This is a genomic window from Streptococcus sp. 2018110, from assembly GCF_019754115.1.
Lineage (GTDB): Bacteria > Bacillota > Bacilli > Lactobacillales > Streptococcaceae > Streptococcus > Streptococcus hashimotonensis.
In genome coordinates this window covers 374,629-391,107 of the sequence record NZ_JAIJZO010000001.1, presented here as the reverse complement: position 1 = coordinate 391,107, position 16,479 = coordinate 374,629, and the positions used below count along the sequence as shown (strand labels likewise).

12 protein-coding genes and 1 pseudogene are annotated in these 16,479 nt (G+C 39.4%); 9 read left to right on the top strand and 4 right to left on the bottom strand.

Features of this window, described 5'->3' with window-relative positions; translation table 11 throughout:
- Nucleotides 1-37 precede the first annotated feature (37 nt).
- From K5Q34_RS01910 to K5Q34_RS01900, 3 genes are read right to left on the bottom strand one after another with little or no spacing between them, the layout of a single operon-like run.
- The gene (locus K5Q34_RS01910; protein ID WP_105151265.1) at nucleotides 38-820 is read right to left on the bottom strand and encodes an ABC transporter permease; all 783 of its coding nucleotides are present in this window, start codon (nucleotides 818-820) and stop codon (nucleotides 38-40) included.
- A 16-nt stretch (nucleotides 821-836) separates the two neighbouring features.
- Entirely contained in the window at nucleotides 837-1,544 is a 708-nt protein-coding gene (locus K5Q34_RS01905; protein WP_014638281.1) for an ABC transporter ATP-binding protein, read from the bottom strand.
- Nucleotides 1,537-1,911, bottom strand: coding sequence for a GntR family transcriptional regulator (locus K5Q34_RS01900; protein ID WP_221864410.1), 375 nt, complete (start codon nucleotides 1,909-1,911; stop codon nucleotides 1,537-1,539). The genes K5Q34_RS01905 and K5Q34_RS01900 overlap by 8 nt, the downstream gene beginning before the upstream one ends.
- A gap of 153 nt (nucleotides 1,912-2,064) precedes the next feature.
- Between K5Q34_RS01900 and K5Q34_RS01895 the strand changes: the two genes are divergently transcribed.
- From K5Q34_RS01895 to K5Q34_RS01865, 7 genes and pseudogenes are all read left to right on the top strand, one after another.
- Nucleotides 2,065-5,175, top strand: coding sequence for a DNA polymerase III subunit alpha (locus K5Q34_RS01895; RefSeq protein WP_221864409.1), 3,111 nt, complete (start codon nucleotides 2,065-2,067; stop codon nucleotides 5,173-5,175).
- 84 nt (nucleotides 5,176-5,259) lie between these two features.
- The gene (gene pfkA, locus K5Q34_RS01890) at nucleotides 5,260-6,270 is read left to right on the top strand and encodes a 6-phosphofructokinase (RefSeq protein WP_029172161.1); all 1,011 of its coding nucleotides are present in this window, start codon (nucleotides 5,260-5,262) and stop codon (nucleotides 6,268-6,270) included.
- Nucleotides 6,271-6,335: 65 nt separating this feature from the next.
- A complete protein-coding gene (gene pyk / locus K5Q34_RS01885) occupies nucleotides 6,336-7,841 on the top strand; it encodes a pyruvate kinase (protein WP_221864408.1) in 1,506 nt (501 codons plus the stop codon).
- Between the two features lie 164 nt (nucleotides 7,842-8,005).
- Nucleotides 8,006-9,551 (top strand): annotated as a pseudogene (locus K5Q34_RS11975) (IdeS/Mac family cysteine endopeptidase); the annotation flags it as partial.
- 2,227 nt (nucleotides 9,552-11,778) lie between these two features.
- Nucleotides 11,779-12,231 carry a hypothetical protein gene (locus tag K5Q34_RS01875; protein ID WP_024401815.1) on the top strand — a complete coding sequence of 151 codons (453 nt, stop codon included), beginning with the start codon at nucleotides 11,779-11,781 and terminating at the stop codon, nucleotides 12,229-12,231.
- A 426-nt stretch (nucleotides 12,232-12,657) separates the two neighbouring features.
- Nucleotides 12,658-13,110: a hypothetical protein gene (locus K5Q34_RS01870; RefSeq protein WP_024385326.1), complete on the top strand. Its 453-nt coding sequence runs from the start codon at nucleotides 12,658-12,660 to the stop codon at nucleotides 13,108-13,110.
- A gap of 353 nt (nucleotides 13,111-13,463) precedes the next feature.
- A complete protein-coding gene (locus tag K5Q34_RS01865) occupies nucleotides 13,464-13,787 on the top strand; it encodes a hypothetical protein (RefSeq protein WP_044683461.1) in 324 nt (107 codons plus the stop codon).
- A gap of 195 nt (nucleotides 13,788-13,982) precedes the next feature.
- Here the strand turns inward: K5Q34_RS01865 and K5Q34_RS01860 are convergent, their stop codons facing one another.
- The gene (locus K5Q34_RS01860; protein ID WP_221864406.1) at nucleotides 13,983-15,092 is read right to left on the bottom strand and encodes an FAD-binding oxidoreductase; all 1,110 of its coding nucleotides are present in this window, start codon (nucleotides 15,090-15,092) and stop codon (nucleotides 13,983-13,985) included.
- A gap of 84 nt (nucleotides 15,093-15,176) precedes the next feature.
- Here K5Q34_RS01860 and K5Q34_RS01855 point away from each other — a divergent pair, with 84 nt between their 5' ends.
- Nucleotides 15,177-15,794, top strand: a complete 618-nt coding sequence (locus tag K5Q34_RS01855; RefSeq protein ID WP_221864405.1) for a GDSL-type esterase/lipase family protein — start codon at nucleotides 15,177-15,179, stop codon at nucleotides 15,792-15,794.
- Nucleotides 15,795-15,836: 42 nt separating this feature from the next.
- A complete protein-coding gene (gene lepB / locus K5Q34_RS01850) occupies nucleotides 15,837-16,379 on the top strand; it encodes a signal peptidase I (RefSeq protein ID WP_221864404.1) in 543 nt (180 codons plus the stop codon).
- Nucleotides 16,380-16,479 lie beyond the last annotated feature (100 nt).

Genomic DNA, 16,479 nt, shown 5'->3' with positions numbered 1-16,479 from the left:
AGCTCTATACCGGTCGATTAGACTAGTAAAGAGCTTTTTATTGTAGATTTAATTTCTTTGTCATAATGAAGTGGGTTCCAAAGTAGTAAGCAAAAGCTAGGATAATATTGACTAATGCTAAGACTGGACTTGGATAGAGAGAAAATGGTGTAGAATAAGTTGTTTCTAAGTTACTTAGGACAAAGAAAGTGCTAAATACTCCAGTAACGATGAGAATGCCGATATACGTCAAGATTGCAAAGAGGAAGCGATGATCCTTGAATAATTGACCGACAGATATAGAGAAGTAGATCAAAAGGATACCAGTAGTAATTTCAATTAAATAATAGACAATCTGACTGAATAGAACTGTCCAGTCGATATCTTGAACAAAAGTTTGTATTTCTGGCATAATAGCCTCTTCGCTTGCTACTAGAATGACTGCAAGGATGATTCCGATTGAAAGTAAACAAGTAATCCCTGCCAAGACATACCAAACAATAGATGCAAGCAGTTTGCTTAAGATGATTTGATGGCTAGATACGGGCAAGGTCATAGTGAGATAACCTTGTCGGCCATAAACATTTTTTCTAAAACGATTGATGACTAGGACAAATGTTGATAGGAAGAGTGCCGCAATCAAAACTCCGAAAGTCATAAAGGAGGTTCCCAATAAGACCATCTCTCCACCACCAGGTTCAGTATTACCAGCCTGTGCACGGAGGGTCAATGCTTGTAGCCAAAAACCAAGTACTGCTGATAGGGCTAGAGCTGCAATATAAATTCCCAAATACCATTTACCTACGGATTGAAATTCGTATTTCAATAATTTTTTAAACATAGCAATCTCCTTCTAACTAAGCCTTAAAATCTTGGCGGAAGAGTTCATCAATAGATTCTCCGCTTTCAATTCGTAAGTCATCTACATTTCCATGGCGAATAACACTTCCGTAGTGTAGGAAAATAACCTCGTCCAAAATTTGCTCGACATCTGAAATTAAGTGAGTAGAGATAATAACAGAGGCAGTCGGAGAGTAGTTGTTGACGATGGTTTTTAAAATGTAGTCTCGAGCGGCAGGGTCAACACCACCAATTGGCTCATCTAAAACATACAGCTGCGCTTGACGACTCATCACCAGAATGAGTTGGACTTTTTCCTTATTCCCCTTAGAGAGATGTTTCATACGACTGTTTAAATCAATGCCCAAATCTTGTAAAAGATGGAGAGCACGCTCCTTATCAAAATCAGCGTAAAAATCTTCAAAAAATGTAATTGCTTCGAGCACTTTCATATGCTCATCGAGATAAGTCGTATCTGGGAGATAAGATACAATTGCCTTGGTTTCTGGCGATGGGGTGCGACCATTGATCAATACTTGACCATATTCTGGTTGCAACAGACCGTTGATCAATTTAATCATGGTCGTTTTACCCGAACCATTTGGTCCCAAAAGTCCTATGATTTTTCCAGCAGTCAACTTCAAATTGACATTATTTAGGGCGACAGCTCCACCATAAGATTTTGAAACTTGTTGTAGCTCAACCAAAGTATATGCGTTATTCATAAGTGACTCCTTTCAAATAATCATCTAACTGGCCAGTGAGGTCGTCGTGTTTGAACCCCAAATCTAACATATTGTTCACAAAATTCTCGAGTTCCTTTTGTGCTAAATGTAGGCGAGTTTGTGTAATCAATTCTTGATTATCTGTTACAAAACGACCTGTTGTGCGAACCGAGTAAACAAAGCCTTCCGTTTCTAAATCAGACAAAGCGCGCTGAACGGTATTTGGATTGACGCCAGCAATTTCGGCTAAGTCACGAACAGTGGGAAGTTTATCTCCAGATTTTAATTGATTAGTCACAATCTGCAATTTAATAGTATTGCTGATTTGAATATAGATGGGGATGTTATTATCAAATTTCCAAGTCATAATCATTTCCTTTCTAGGATGACACCGTGTGTATGTCTTATCTTAATAATACAATAAACTATATAAATTAGCAAGAAAAATGTTTTGAATTTTTAAAAAATATTTTTGGATAAATATTTGATATAATAGAAGAAACATGAAAAGGAGAATACCATGCTGGCACAATTAGATACAAAGACAGTTTATACCTTTATGGATAGCATGGTGACGATAGAAAATTATGTAGGCAGGGCTAAAGAGCTTGGTTATCACGCATTGGGGATAATGGATAAAAACAGTCTTTATGCAGCCTATAGTTTTATGGAATCCTGTAACAAAATGGGGCTTCAACCAATTATTGGTTGTGAACTGGACTGGAAATTACAGGGAGAGGAGCAGGACGTCACTACTAAATTGATTGCTCTGACAACCAGAGGTTATCGCAATCTATTGAAAATTTCGACTGCTAAGATGACAGGGCAAGATGATTTTGAAACCATTCGTCAATATTTAGTCGACATAGCAGTGGTTGTTCCTTATTTTTCTGGCATTGAGCACCTTGAGCTAGGTACTAACTATTATATCGGAGTGACGGTTGACACACCAGTTCAAGACTTTAAGCAAGCAATACTCCCGATTCATACGGTTCGTTTTTTTGAAGAGGAACAATTGGAAAGTCTACAGGTTCTCCATGCTATTCGAGATAATATTCCACTTAATCAAGTTGCAGATATAGATAATCGACAAAAGCTTTTATCGGCTGATAGCTTAACCAATCTATTTTCGAATCGATTTCCGCAAGCAGTTGATAATTTACGTGACTTGGTTGCAGGGATTTCTTATCAATTAAATACAGATTTAAAATTGCCGCGTTTTAATCGTGACAGACCTGCAGTGGAAGAATTATACGAGCGCTCCTATCAAGGATTAGAAGAGAAGGGCTTGACTAATTCACTGTATAAGGAACGCTTGGAAAAGGAATTATCCATTATTCATCAAATGGGATTTGATGATTATTTCTTGATTGTATGGGACCTACTTCGTTTTGGACGTAGCCAAGGGTACTACATGGGAATGGGGCGCGGTTCAGCTGTTGGAAGCCTAGTTGCCTACGCCTTAAATATCACAGGTATTGATCCAGTTAAGCATAATCTTCTCTTTGAACGCTTTCTCAATGCTGAACGTTATTCAATGCCCGATATTGATATTGATATTCCAGATATTCATCGAGCAGATTTTATTCGTTATGTACGAGATCGTTATGGTTCAACCCATGCTGCTCAAATTGTAACCTACTCGACATTTGGAGCTAAGCAGGCCATTCGTGATGTATTTAAGCGTTTCGGAACACCTGAATATGAGTTAAGTAATATAACCAAGAAAATTTCATTTAGGGATAGTCTTACTTCTGCCTATCAGCGAAATGCCGCTTTTCGTCAGATTATCAATAGTAAGATAGAGTACCAAAAAGCTTTTGCGATTGCTCAACAAATTGAAGGGCAACCCCGACAGACTTCTATCCATGCGGCAGGGATAGTGATGAGTGATGAGGATTTGACAGATACCATCCCTCTTAAAATAGGGGATGACATGCTGGTAACCCAATATGATGCACATGCTGTTGAGGCGAATGGTCTGTTGAAGATGGATTTCCTTGGCTTACGAAATCTGACCTTTGTGCAAAAAATGGTAGAAGGAGTACGTGAACGTTATCAGCAGGAAATTGATATTGCCAAGATAGATTTAGAAGACAAGAAAACCTTGGAACTTTTTGCTGCTGGTCGGACTAAGGGAATTTTTCAATTTGAACAGCCTGGTGCGATTAGCCTGCTTCGAAGGGTCAAACCTGGTCGATTTGAAGATATAGTTGCAACAACGAGTTTGAATAGACCGGGGGCTAGTGATTATTCGGATAACTTTGTAAAACGCAAGCATGGACAAGAGGCAGTTGATTTATTGGACCCAACCATTGCTCCTATTTTACAACCGACTTATGGTATCATGCTTTATCAGGAACAGGTCATGCAGATTGCACAGGTCTATGCAGGCTTTACGCTTGGAAAGGCGGATTTACTCCGCAGGGCGATGTCTAAAAAGAATGCCCAAGAAATGCAGGCAATGGAAGCGGAATTTTTACAGGGAGCACTGAAAAACGGACATGCTGAAGAGAATGCAAGGGAAATATTTGGTATGATGGCTAAGTTCGCTGGTTATGGTTTTAACCGTAGCCACGCCTATGCTTATTCAGCCTTAGCCTTTCAAATGGCCTATTTCAAGAGTCACTATACGGATGTCTTTTTTGATGTCATGCTCAATCATTCTAGCAGTGCTTATATTGAAGATGCGATGCAGTTTGACTTTGAGGTGGCTCGACTCACGATTAACAATATTCCTTATCACGATAAGTTTGATAAAAGTAAGGTTTACCTAGGATTAAAAACACTAAAAGGTTTGCCTAAAGATTTAGCTTTGTGGATATTGGATCATCGTCCCTATAAGTCTGTAGAAGATTTTATTTTGCGCTTGCCAGATAATTTCAAGAAAAAAGATTTACTGAACCCTCTTATTCAGATTGGTTTATTTGATGATTTTGACGCCAATCGTAAAAAGATTATTGAAAATCTAGACAATCTCTTTGTCTTTGCAGAGGCGATTGGTACATTTTTTGCAGAGGAGAGTTATAGTTGGACAGATGTAGAAGATTACAGTGACAGCGAAAAATTTATGCTAGAGCAGGAATTGCTAGGTGTTGGTATTAGTCCCCATCCTTTAGTCACTATTTGTCGAGAGTCTAAGCGTAGTTTTACAGATTTGGCTGATTTAGCGGTTGGCAATCGAGCGACCGTTCTTGTGCAGATTCAAGCTATTCGATTGATTCGTACCAAAAAGACTGGGGAGCAGATGGCATTTCTTCGAGTGACAGATACCAAGAGGACGCTTGACGTAACTCTTTTCCCAGAATCTTATCGCCAATACGCTTCTATTTTGGAAGAAGGGGGAATGGGCTACATCACAGGTAGAGTGCAAGAGCGCGATGGACAATTGCAATTAGTTCTAGAAAAATTAGAGCCTGTCAGTTTGGAGAAATTTTGGATTCTTTTGGAAAATCGAGAACACGATTATGCCGTTGCTCGTATTTTGGATAAATATAGAGGAAGCATTCCAGTAGTACTTCATTATCAAGATAGTAATCAGACAATTCAGGCTGAGCATCACATGGTTATGAAAACGCCTCAATTAGAAGAAGAGTTAAGTGAATTTGTTATGAAAACGATTTTTCGATAAAAAAATAGCAAAAAGTCAAGCAAGTTTAGGTTAAGTATGTTATAATAGGGCAGTTAAAATGAAAAGTTAAAGGAGCATTAACGAATGAAACGTATTGCTGTTTTGACCAGTGGTGGTGATGCCCCTGGTATGAACGCTGCTATTCGTGCAGTTGTTCGCCAAGCAATTTCAGAAGGAATGGAAGTTTATGGAATCAATGAAGGTTACGCAGGTATGGTTGCGGGTGATATCCATGAATTGTCTGCGCGTTCTGTAGGTGATGTTATTTCACGTGGAGGAACATTCCTTGGTTCAGCTCGTTATCCAGAATTTGCCAAATTAGAAGGGCAACTTAAAGGGATTGAGCAATTGAAAAAACATGGTATCGAAGGTGTAGTTGTTATCGGTGGTGATGGTTCTTACCACGGCGCAATGCGCTTGACGGAGCATGGTTTCCCAGCTATTGGTGTACCTGGTACAATTGATAATGACATCGTGGGTACAGATTTTACAATCGGTTTTGATACAGCTGTAACAACTGCTATGGATGCGATTGATAAAATCCGCGACACTTCATCAAGTCACCGTCGTACTTTTGTTGTTGAAGTAATGGGACGTCATGCGGGAGACATCGCTCTTTGGGCTGGTATTGCTTCTGGTGCAGATGTTATCGTTGTTCCAGAAGAAGACTTCAATATCAAGGATGTTGTTGACCGTATTAAAGCGGGCTACGACAATGGTAAGAAACATAGCATCATTGTTTTGGCTGAAGGTGTTATGCCAGCTGCACAGTTTGCTGAAGAATTGAAAGCAGCAGGCGATACAAGTGATCTTCGTGTGACAGAACTTGGTCATATCCAACGTGGTGGTTCTCCAACAGCGCGTGATCGTGTACTCGCTTCTCGTATGGGTGCTCATGCCGTTAAATTGCTTAAAGAAGGCCGTGGAGGTCTTGCAGTAGGTATCCGTAACGAGCAAATGGTTGAAAATCCAATTCTTGGAACTGCAGAAGAAGGTGCATTGTTCAGCTTGACTGCTGACGGTAAGATTGTGGTTAATAATCCGCATAAAGCAGATTTGGAATTGGCTGATTTGAACCGTAATTTGTCAATCTAGGCATCGTTGTTTTAAAGTGTTAATTAGGGTCATAAGACCATTGAAATAAAAGGAGTTTTGTTAAGATGAACAAACGTGTTAAAATTGTTGCAACCCTTGGTCCAGCGGTAGAAATCCGCGGTGGTAAAAAATTCGGTGACGATGGTTACTGGGGTGAAAAATTGGATGTTGAGGCATCAGCACAGAAAATCGCTGCTTTGATTACAGAAGGCGCTAATGTTTTCCGTTTCAACTTCTCACACGGTGACCACCAAGAGCAAGGTGACCGTATGGCAACAGTTCGTCGTGCAGAAGAAATCGCTGGTAAAAAAGTAGGTTTCTTGTTGGATACAAAAGGTCCAGAAATCCGTACAGAATTGTTTGAAGATGATGTAAAAGAATATGCATATACAACTGGTGACAAATTGCGTGTTGCTACAAAACAAGGTATCAAATCTACCAAAGAAGTGATTGCCTTGAACGTTGCAGGTGGTTTGGATGTCTTTGACGATGTTGAAGTTGGTAAACAAATCCTTGTTGACGACGGTAAACTTGGTTTGACAGTTGTTGAAAAAGATGCAGTAAACCGTGAATTTGTTGTTTTGGTTGAAAACGACGGTGTAATTGCTAAACAAAAAGGTGTAAACATTCCTTACACAAAAATTCCTTTCCCAGCTCTTGCAGAGCGTGATAACGCAGATATCCGCTTCGGTCTTGAGCAAGGTTTGAACTTCATTGCCATCTCATTTGTACGTACTGCAAAAGACGTAGAAGTTGTTCGTAACATCTGTAAAGAAACTGGTAACGATCACGTTCAATTGTTTGCGAAAATCGAAAACCAACAAGGTATCGACAACATCGACGAAATCATCGAAGCAGCAGATGGTATCATGATTGCTCGTGGTGACATGGGTATCGAAGTACCGTTTGAAATGGTTCCAGTTTACCAAAAAATGATTATCACTAAAGTGAATGCAGCTGGTAAAGCAGTTATCACAGCAACAAACATGTTGGAAACAATGACTGAAAAACCACGTGCAACTCGTTCAGAAGTATCAGACGTATTCAACGCAGTTATCGACGGTACTGACGCAACAATGCTTTCAGGTGAGTCTGCAAACGGTAAATATCCAGTTGAATCAGTTCGTACAATGGCAACTATTGCTAAAAACGCACAAACTCTTCTTAACGAATATGGTCGTTTGAACTCTGATCACTTTAACCGTGCATCTAAAACAGAAGTTATTGCATCTGCAGTAAAAGACGCTTGTCACTCAATGAACATCAAGTTGGTTGTAACAGTTACTGAAACTGGTTACTCAGCTCGTTCAATCTCTAAATACCGTCCAGATGCTGACATCTTGGCAGTAACATTTACTGAGAAAGTACAAAAATCATTGATGCTTAACTGGGGTGTTATCCCAGTTGTAACAAAACGTCCAGATTCAACTGACGATATGTTTGATTTGGCTGAACGTATTGCCAAAGAGCAAGGTCTTGTTGAAGCAGGAGATGATATTATTATCGTTGCTGGTGTGCCTGTAGGTGTTGCAGGTTCAACAAACACTATGCGTGTTCGTACAGTAAAATAATCAAAAAGGTCCTCTTGGACCTTTTTGTCGTGATTATGGAAATAGACTATATCTGAATTTCTTTCAAACGCTTGTTTATAAATATTTTCTTGGGGGATGTGGAAATAAAAATAAGTCGTAAATAGAATAGTTTATTCAAATTTTTGATGATAAACGGAGGAAAGATGAACATTCAAGAACGATTTTCTTTGAGAAAATCAGCGGTTGGCTTGGTCTCAGTCTCTTTGCTATGTGCTATTCATACATCCACTGTTGCTGCAGATACAGTTGTTACAGGAGTGAATGAAATAATTGAAGAATCACAAGTCAAGGATGAGGCATCTATTGAATCAGAAAAAAATGAATCCCTAGATGGTTCTAATCTTGAAATTGTAGAGGAAATAGCAGACAACATCCCATCACCTGTTATCGCTGAAGGAGAAGTAGCGGTAGAGATGAAAGTTGACGGAGGGACCGAGAATGTAGTTTCTAGAAATGATACAGAAGTTACGACGAGTGAGCAAAATCAGATAGAGGTTGCTGAGACAAAAGAAATTTTGAATCAGACCAGTTATAAAACGGAGAGCGGCGAGCAACGACAAATTGTATGGGCTCATGGAATTACTCCTCCTGCAATGGAACAAAGCGGTGGTTTTGTAAAGGAAAAGTATGGAGACTATTTAAACTATACAGCGCCATTTGAGGCAGGAAAAGGCTACTATGATACCAATAAAAGTCTCAATGCTTCATTTATTGACCTTAACCTATGTTTTGCGGCCGTGTCTTCCAACATGGTACATTGGTGGTTGGAACAGAATAGTTCCTATGTTGAGCGATATCTCAAGGAAAAAAATAGTACAGTAAATGTTGGGGAAAACTATGCAATAACGGACCTACGTCGCTATATTGATTCGTTCCAGGATCAGCAAAATAGTCGAGTCTTTGATATGTTCAAAACTTACTACGGTTATCGTACAAATGGTTTTGTGTCAGATGCCTTAGTTGACTTGTTTATTAATGGATATAAACCTAAGGTACAGGGTGGTGTCAATCTGGAAGATAGCCAGTTAGTACCAGATAGTAGGGGTGGCTTTTTCTACGACGTTTTCAAAGAGAAAAAACTGACAAATCGTATTTTCAGTGGTAGCTATGAGCGTTTTGGTGAGGATGTTCGAACTGTTTTGGAGAGCAAAGGATTACTCGGTCTAACTTATAGAACATTAGGCTATGCAACGCATATTGTGACGGTATGGGGTGCTGAGTACGATAATCAAGGTAAGATTAGGGCTGTCTATATCACTGATTCTGATGATCAACAAGAACAAATTGGTTTGAAGCGTATGGGAATCACTCGTGACGCTTCTGGAAATCCACGTTTGAATAATCATGTGAAAAATAATTCAGCTGGGGCGCTTTTGGATTATGTTCATACGATTCGTCTTGGTCAAGACTTATGGGAAGAATATTTCAATCCGCTCGCAAAAGCCAAAGAAATAGCTAGTCAGATACTAGCTGATACAAAGAAGGCGTTGGTTCTGTCTATTCAAGGACAATCTGAATTATCCGAATCGGCACGTGTAACATATCTTGAAAAGTTAGATAGGCTATATGATCAAGGTGTGTTAGCCATTCAAAAAGCAGAAAGCTCCGAGCTACTTAATGTTGCGTTAGAGGATAGTTTAAAAAGTTTAGACTTCCCTATGTCAGCAGTTGGAGAAGCTTTGACAGCAGAGTTGCAGGCAGGCGAGCTTCCGCCCAATGCAGATGAAAATTCTCAGCTATCTCCAGAAATCTGCTCTGCAGATGGGAAAGAAGAAAAAGGGGATGTTGCCCTTGTTGTAGATAGTATCAATCAACCCGTCTTACCAGTAGACGACCAGGCGATATTGCCTGTTGCAGTCATTGGTGAACCAGTAAATGATGAACAGTTAGTTGCTAATGAAAACCAGAGCCAGTCAACTATAGCTTTAGGGGAGGAAACTCAAGTAGAGGGGAGCGATCTACCAGTAGTAGTTGCTCAAGATGCTGTGAAAAATGATGAGGTAGTCCCTGTGGAAGAACTTCGTGAATCAGAAACAGTTGAGAATCAGAGGTCAGAACTTCTATCAGGTCCCATAGGCATGGAGGGGGTAAATGTAAAAGAAGAAGATCAAGTTGCGACGACCGCTACTGAACAACCAGCCACCTCTAAAACCACAACTGTCCAAGCCTCTCTCGACGAACCAGCTGGTTCAGAAAGCGAACCAGTCTTCCAACCAGCCTCGATTTCGTCTCCAGACAGGTCAGCTATTCCCGTTCAACCAGAAGTTACAGAAGTCGCTTCTCAGGAAGAAAGTCAAGTTGCGACGACTGTTACTGAACAACCCGCCACCGCAAAAACCACAACAGTCGAAGTATCTCTCGACGAACCAGCTGGTTCAGAAAGCGAACCAGTCTTCCAACCAGCCTCGATTTCGTCTCCAGACAGGTCAGCTATTCCCGTTCAACCAGAAGTCACAGAAGTCGCTTCTCAGGAAGAAATTCAAGATGAGAGGACTGTTACTGAACAACTAGCCACCACCAAAACCACAACAGTTGAAGCCTCTCTCGACGAACCAGCTAGTGCAGAAAGTGAAACCGTCTCCCAACCAGCCCCGATTTCGTCTCCAGACAGGTCAGCTATTCCCGTTCAACCAGAAGCCACAGAAGTCACTGTGAAGGTAGGAGAAACTGATATTTCTCCTGTTGCATTGCCCGAAACGTTCTCTGCTCCAGTAGTTGAAGCCTCTCTCGACGAACCAGCTAGTTCAGAAAGTGAAACCGTCTCCCAACCAGTCCCAATTTCGTCTCGAGACAGGTCAGCTATTCCTGTTCAACCAGAAGTCTCTGTGGAGGTAGGAGAGAAAGTTATTCCTCCTGTTGCATTGCCCAAAACGGTCTCTGCCCCAGTAGTCGAAGCCTCTCTCGATGAACCAGCTAGTGCAGAAAGTGAAACAGTCATCCAAACTGAAACAACTTTAGTTCCTGTTGCCGAGGATATTCCAGCTTTACCTGGGCATTCAGCAATTCGTGTGGTCGAATCAGTAGCTACATCATCTACTATTTCTGAAAAATACAGGTTTGTAGATGGCGGAGTTTCTTCCGCATTAAAAGTGGATTCTGAGGGGGTTACTAATGAGTCGAATGCTCCTCAAGTTGAATTTCTGACAGAGGTAACGACAGAAAGCGTCTTGGCTGAAGCAGATAGGTCTTCAATCTTAACAGAAACAAAGGTGATTCAACCGAATACATTGATGAATGATTTGGAGAGTAAAGAAAAAATCTTGGTCCCTAAATCCAAATCATTGGACAGTGTTAAAATGGATATGAGTTCTCAGGAGATTGTATTGCCAGAAGTTCCAGAGAGAGAGCCTCAGATGTTCAGAAGAGAAATGGATGAAGAACGCAAAGAAACCGAGCTATTTGAGATGGTTGGATCTGTGGCAATTGTAGGAAGCACCTCTCAATCCTCAAATAATATGAGGGAATATGGTCAGAATCCGGCTCTTCACTCCAAAACGGATACAAAGCAAGTTTTAAGTGTGGAACAATCTTCAAAATCAGGTACAAATACTTCTGGGCAGATTATTGGAGTTAGCCTATTAACTCTCTTACTTGGTAGTGTTTGGGGACTATTAAAAAAAGCAAGTAGAAAGCAATAATCGAGGTTTAGAGAGTGAATAATCAGCGATTATCTATTGTAAAATTTACTTCGGAAGTATATTAAGACTCATGAAAAATAGATAAAAAGCTGGGAAAATCCATTGCTATAAGTGGGGAGTTCAATTAAAATTATCTTGTAACAATCAATCGAATGCATTCAAAAAATTTGTTACGGACGAAAGAAACTATTCCAGTCGGATTAGTTCATCATATTGCTATTTTATAGTTTGAGTTTAAGCGATATGAACACAAGATAATAGAAATTGGAGACAATGTTATGAACTTTTCAAAGAAAATGAAAAATTTTGCCATGCTTTCAGTAGCCTGCATGAGTACAGGTCTTACAGCGCTTGCTCCTGTTGTTAGCGCCAATACATCTGAATCAAATACTTACGTAAAATATAATACAAAAGAGACGGTTACTTACCGTCGCAGCTCAGCTGTGGATGTGACATTATCACAAAAAACAGGTATTCCAGGTGCACGAGTAGAGGTAAAACTAAAACAGAAGTATGCAGAAGCACCAGATGTTTACTTCATTTTGGGTGAAAACTATGTTATCCCACTCGATCAAACACCATCTGGCGACTATGCAGCTAATTTGACAGATGCAGATTTGAAAGGTGCAAAAAGATTCCGCTTAGAAATTATTAGTAAAATTCCACACGGTTCAGCAAAGAACATTGTAGAGAATAAATCATTCAAATTAGAGCCAAGTTTCCGTCGCTAGGATAAGGTTTAAAATTTGTTAAAAATTAGCTCATTTTAATATGATTGTTAATGGAAACGAGGCTGGGCATAAAGTCCAGCCTCGTTTCTTATTCGTGTCAACATCTTTTTTTGACTGACCAGTCAACTTCTTTCCCACTCCTGTTTCTCATAGTCTCAGAGCTGTGGATATGAAGAAATCTGATATAGTAAATTATCTAAGGACAGTCATAAAAACTCATGAAAAATAGATAAAAAGCTGGGAAAATCTATTGCTATAAACAGAAATTTCAATTAGGATTATCTTGTAACAATCAACAGAATGCATTCAAAAAATTTGTTACGGACGAAAGAAACTATTCCAGTCGGATTAGTTCATCATATTACCATTTTATAGTTTGAGTTTGGGTAATATGGACATAAGATAATAGAAATTGGAGAAAATGTTATGAACTTTTCAAAGAAAATGAAAAATTTTGCCATGCTTTCAGTAGCTTGCATGAGTACAGGTCTTACAGCGCTTGCCCCTGTTGTCAGCGCCAATACAGCTGAATCAAATACTTACGTAAAATATAACACAAGAGAAACAGCTAATTACACTCGTAATTCATATGTGGATGTGAAATTGACACAACAAACTGGTGTTCCTGGTGCGCAAGTAGAAGTATTCTTGAAACAATACTATGACGAAGCGCCAGATGTTTACTTCGTTTTTGGGGAACATAACTGTATTCCACTTGAACGCACAGCGTCAGGATCCTATATTGCTAACTTGACAGATGAGGATTTGAAGGGCTCAAAAGATTTCCATGTTGAAATTATTAGCAAAATCCCTTACGGAACACATAAGCATATTGTAGAAAGTAAATCATTCAAACTAGAATCAAGTTTCCGTCGCTAAGATAAGATTTAAAATTTGTCGAAAATCCCCCCTTTTTAATTGATGCTTTCAGCAACTATTGTAGAAAGCAACGACGTCAGAAATAGTGGAAGACTGGACTCAGGTTCAGTCTTTTCATATTCAACCAATCTCGAGGATAGGAGAATTTGTAGTTTATAATGCTAAATCATATAATAGATTAAAATCAGAAAAAGTTGACGGTGAGTTTAGGGGTGTTGTTTATAATAATAGTGTAGTGGCTGGTATACTAGATAGAAGTATTCTAGTTATTACAAAAGAAAAAATTTGTGATGCGCACCACAAAGGTAATAATTCTATCAAATCTTATGTTATATTTGAAGAGAGGTAATAATATGAATAAACTCGGTAAAGCAGTTTTGGGTCTAGCCCTTGCTGGAGGCTTAGCTTTTCCTATGGCTTCTGCTTCGGCGCAAGCAATCTGTTCGTATGATGATGTTTTACTTCATCAGAATCTGACTGAAGTTCAGCGGAAAGTATTATTAGATGAAAAAGACGTCTGTCTTGCTTCGCAAAAAGCGGAGGCTGCAAGTCTCATCAATAAGAGTGATTTGTCTCCACGTCAGAAAGCCAAGTACTTATCACTGGTCGAATTTGGCAGTAGCACAGAAGTTTTAGCTCTCATAAATCACTTTTCTGAGCTCCCTAGTCAGTTCTGATATGATGTATCTAATATAGAGATAGTATTTGAATTGATATAGTCGCATGTTAAATTGTTTGAAACTAGGATAGTAGCGTCCTAGATAGAAATAAGCAACGAGGTTCCCCCGTTGCTTATTGTATTTATTGATTGGATAACAACTAGTCCTAGTATCTACATTTAAAGGGTTAGTAGAATCTAAACTTATTGTATCTTATTTTTTGAGAATATATCTATTTGGAGAATATGGTGTACGGTCAAAGTTTGTTTCTTGATTGAGAATTTCTGTAGCAATTTGCCAACCGATAATTGGGCCATTTGTCAGGCCGGTAGAGCCTAGACCACTAGCTACCCAGACATTAGGCATGTCCTCAATATTTCCGTAGAATGGTGAATAAGTTGAAGTATAGGCGCGCGTTCCAATGCGAGTTCTGGCTACAGGATAGTTTGCCAAATCAGGCATGAATTCAGCTATTTTATCATGCATGGCTTGGATTTTTTCAGGGTCTAGTTCTAAATCGTACCCCATATCATCTTCATGAGTTGCACCAATAATGATTTTTCCATTTTCAAATGGTAGGATGTCAATCTCTCCGTAAGGCATACAAACTGGCCAATTATCAGTATCGAATTCTGTATCTAATTCTAACAATTGTCCTTTTTGTGGTCGAACATCCACTTGATAACCAAGAGGTTCAAGAATATGTGGCAACCAGGCCCCTGTGGCTAAGATAATATGGTCAGCAGTAAGCACTTGATTATCTACTTCGACAGTATGGTTGTCGAGCAGTTTTGCTTGTCCGTAGATACGTGTACCACCATTTTTCAAAAATTGTTCCTGAAGAATATCAATCAAACGCCCACCATCAATACGACCGCCACCTTCTAAATGGATACCAAAATAGTCTGGTTTAAGTAGTGGCAGGTACTGGTTAATTTCCGAGCCTATAAGCGGAGTAATTTCGCCAATAGTCGGAGTATCTATGCGACGTTCCTCGGCAATTTTTTGGATTTTATCAAGTAGTTCAGGCTTACTTTTTAGGCCGATGGTTCCAGTCTGTTTGAATGGAATTTCAGTAGCACCCGATTTTTCCAAATCGGCTACCAATTGACGGTAGAAAACAGCACCATCGGAAGTCAGCTTGTACCAGTCTTTATTTTTTTTCTGAGCCATCCATGGGCAGATGATACCTGCGGCAGCTCGTGTGGCTGTTCCAATACCTGAATCAATGAGAGTAAGATTGACTTGTTCTTCTTGGGAGAGATAAAAGGCTGCAGTAGAGCCAACAATTCCTCCGCCTATAATAATAACTCGTTTTTTCATAAGTTAATTATATCACAAATTCAGAAGTTTATTTATTTTTTTCAACATGATACAATAGAAAATAAGAAAAATTGAGGAGTTCGTGTGTCAGATATAATGTATCCTGAGGTCCTAACCGTTGGAAGTGGGGCCGTAAAAGTTGCAACAGTCGGAGATAGTTTGACTTATGGATATGGCTTGGAGAATCGTGAAAAAGATGCCTATCCTTGTATTCTAGCTGAGAAACTTGGGCATCACTATCAAGTTTCAAATTACGGATTGATTGGGCGTTCACTTCAGTCAACTGCAGATTTTCCTTACTTTAAAGAAAAGAATGCCCAACTTTCACTTGAGAGTGAAGCAGATATTGTCATCATCATGATTGGTAGTAACGACAGCCGAGGACCATATTGGAATAGGGAGAGATTTATTCGAGAGTATAGGGAAATGGCCGAGCAGTATATGGCTTTAGCAAGCCAGCCGGATGTTTATTTAGTCATCCCGCCTTACGTACCAACCAGTCGTTTTGGATTGAATAATCAAATTATTGAAGATGAATTACAAAAGATTATCCCAGCTATCGGAAATGAACTTGGTTTACCAGTTATTAACCTTTACACTGTGACGGAGGGACATCTTGAATACTATAGCGACGGTCTTCATTTGACACCGCTAGGAAATCAAGTTATTGCTGAAGAGATTTACCAGCATCTCAGACACTAATAGCTCTAAATTGTGGTATAATACTAGTGAAATGGAGAGATTATGGTAAAAAGAGATTTAATAAAACAAATCAGTTTATTGGTCTTATTGATTTTTGGAATCATTGGCCTACGATTTTGGTTACTTGAGCCAGTCACGATTACCCCTGAGATGGCAAATAGTTATTTGAAGAAAAACGACTTTATCATGACGGTGCGAAATGTTCGTCCGATTCATGGAGATTTTATTTTGTATAACCATGAGGGAAAAGAGTATGTGAGTCGTGTGATTGCATTGGAAAACGAGACGGTTACCTATATGGACGATGTTCTCTATCGTAATGATATTATTGTTACAGAGAACTATTTAAAAACGCCTCATTCACAAGAGAGTTATACAGATGACTTTACATTGGAAACCTTGACAAATGGAAAGTACAACGTCATTCCAGAGGGGCACTATTTGGTGTTGAATGATGTACGAACGAATCAACAGGATAGTCGTAGTTTTGGTTTGATTTCTAGTGATGATATTGTTGGTAGACTGACTTTTCGGATTAGTCCACTTTCAGAATTTGGTTTTATTAAGACAGGGCTGGTTCAGTAGAATCAGCTTTTTTTGTGTTGATACTCTTCGAAAATCAAAATTATCCGTTGTCAACTTGCCTTGATGAACTCCAGTTCTATCTTCGGCTTCGTTTCCTAGG

Excerpts from the sequence above, each read along its gene's own strand:
- K5Q34_RS01910 (WP_105151265.1), bottom strand. The coding sequence starts at position 820 with ATGTTTAAAAAATTATTGAAATACGAATTTCAATCCGTAGGTAAATGG.
- K5Q34_RS01905 (WP_014638281.1), bottom strand. The coding sequence starts at position 1,544 with ATGAATAACGCATATACTTTGGTTGAGCTACAACAAGTTTCAAAATCT.
- K5Q34_RS01900 (WP_221864410.1), bottom strand. The coding sequence starts at position 1,911 with ATGACTTGGAAATTTGATAATAACATCCCCATCTATATTCAAATCAGC.
- K5Q34_RS01895 (WP_221864409.1), top strand. The coding sequence starts at position 2,065 with ATGCTGGCACAATTAGATACAAAGACAGTTTATACCTTTATGGATAGC.
- pfkA (WP_029172161.1), top strand. The coding sequence starts at position 5,260 with ATGAAACGTATTGCTGTTTTGACCAGTGGTGGTGATGCCCCTGGTATG.
- pyk (WP_221864408.1), top strand. The coding sequence starts at position 6,336 with ATGAACAAACGTGTTAAAATTGTTGCAACCCTTGGTCCAGCGGTAGAA.
- K5Q34_RS01875 (WP_024401815.1), top strand. The coding sequence starts at position 11,779 with ATGAACTTTTCAAAGAAAATGAAAAATTTTGCCATGCTTTCAGTAGCC.
- K5Q34_RS01870 (WP_024385326.1), top strand. The coding sequence starts at position 12,658 with ATGAACTTTTCAAAGAAAATGAAAAATTTTGCCATGCTTTCAGTAGCT.
- K5Q34_RS01865 (WP_044683461.1), top strand. The coding sequence starts at position 13,464 with ATGAATAAACTCGGTAAAGCAGTTTTGGGTCTAGCCCTTGCTGGAGGC.
- K5Q34_RS01860 (WP_221864406.1), bottom strand. The coding sequence starts at position 15,092 with ATGAAAAAACGAGTTATTATTATAGGCGGAGGAATTGTTGGCTCTACT.
- lepB (WP_221864404.1), top strand. The coding sequence starts at position 15,837 with ATGGTAAAAAGAGATTTAATAAAACAAATCAGTTTATTGGTCTTATTG.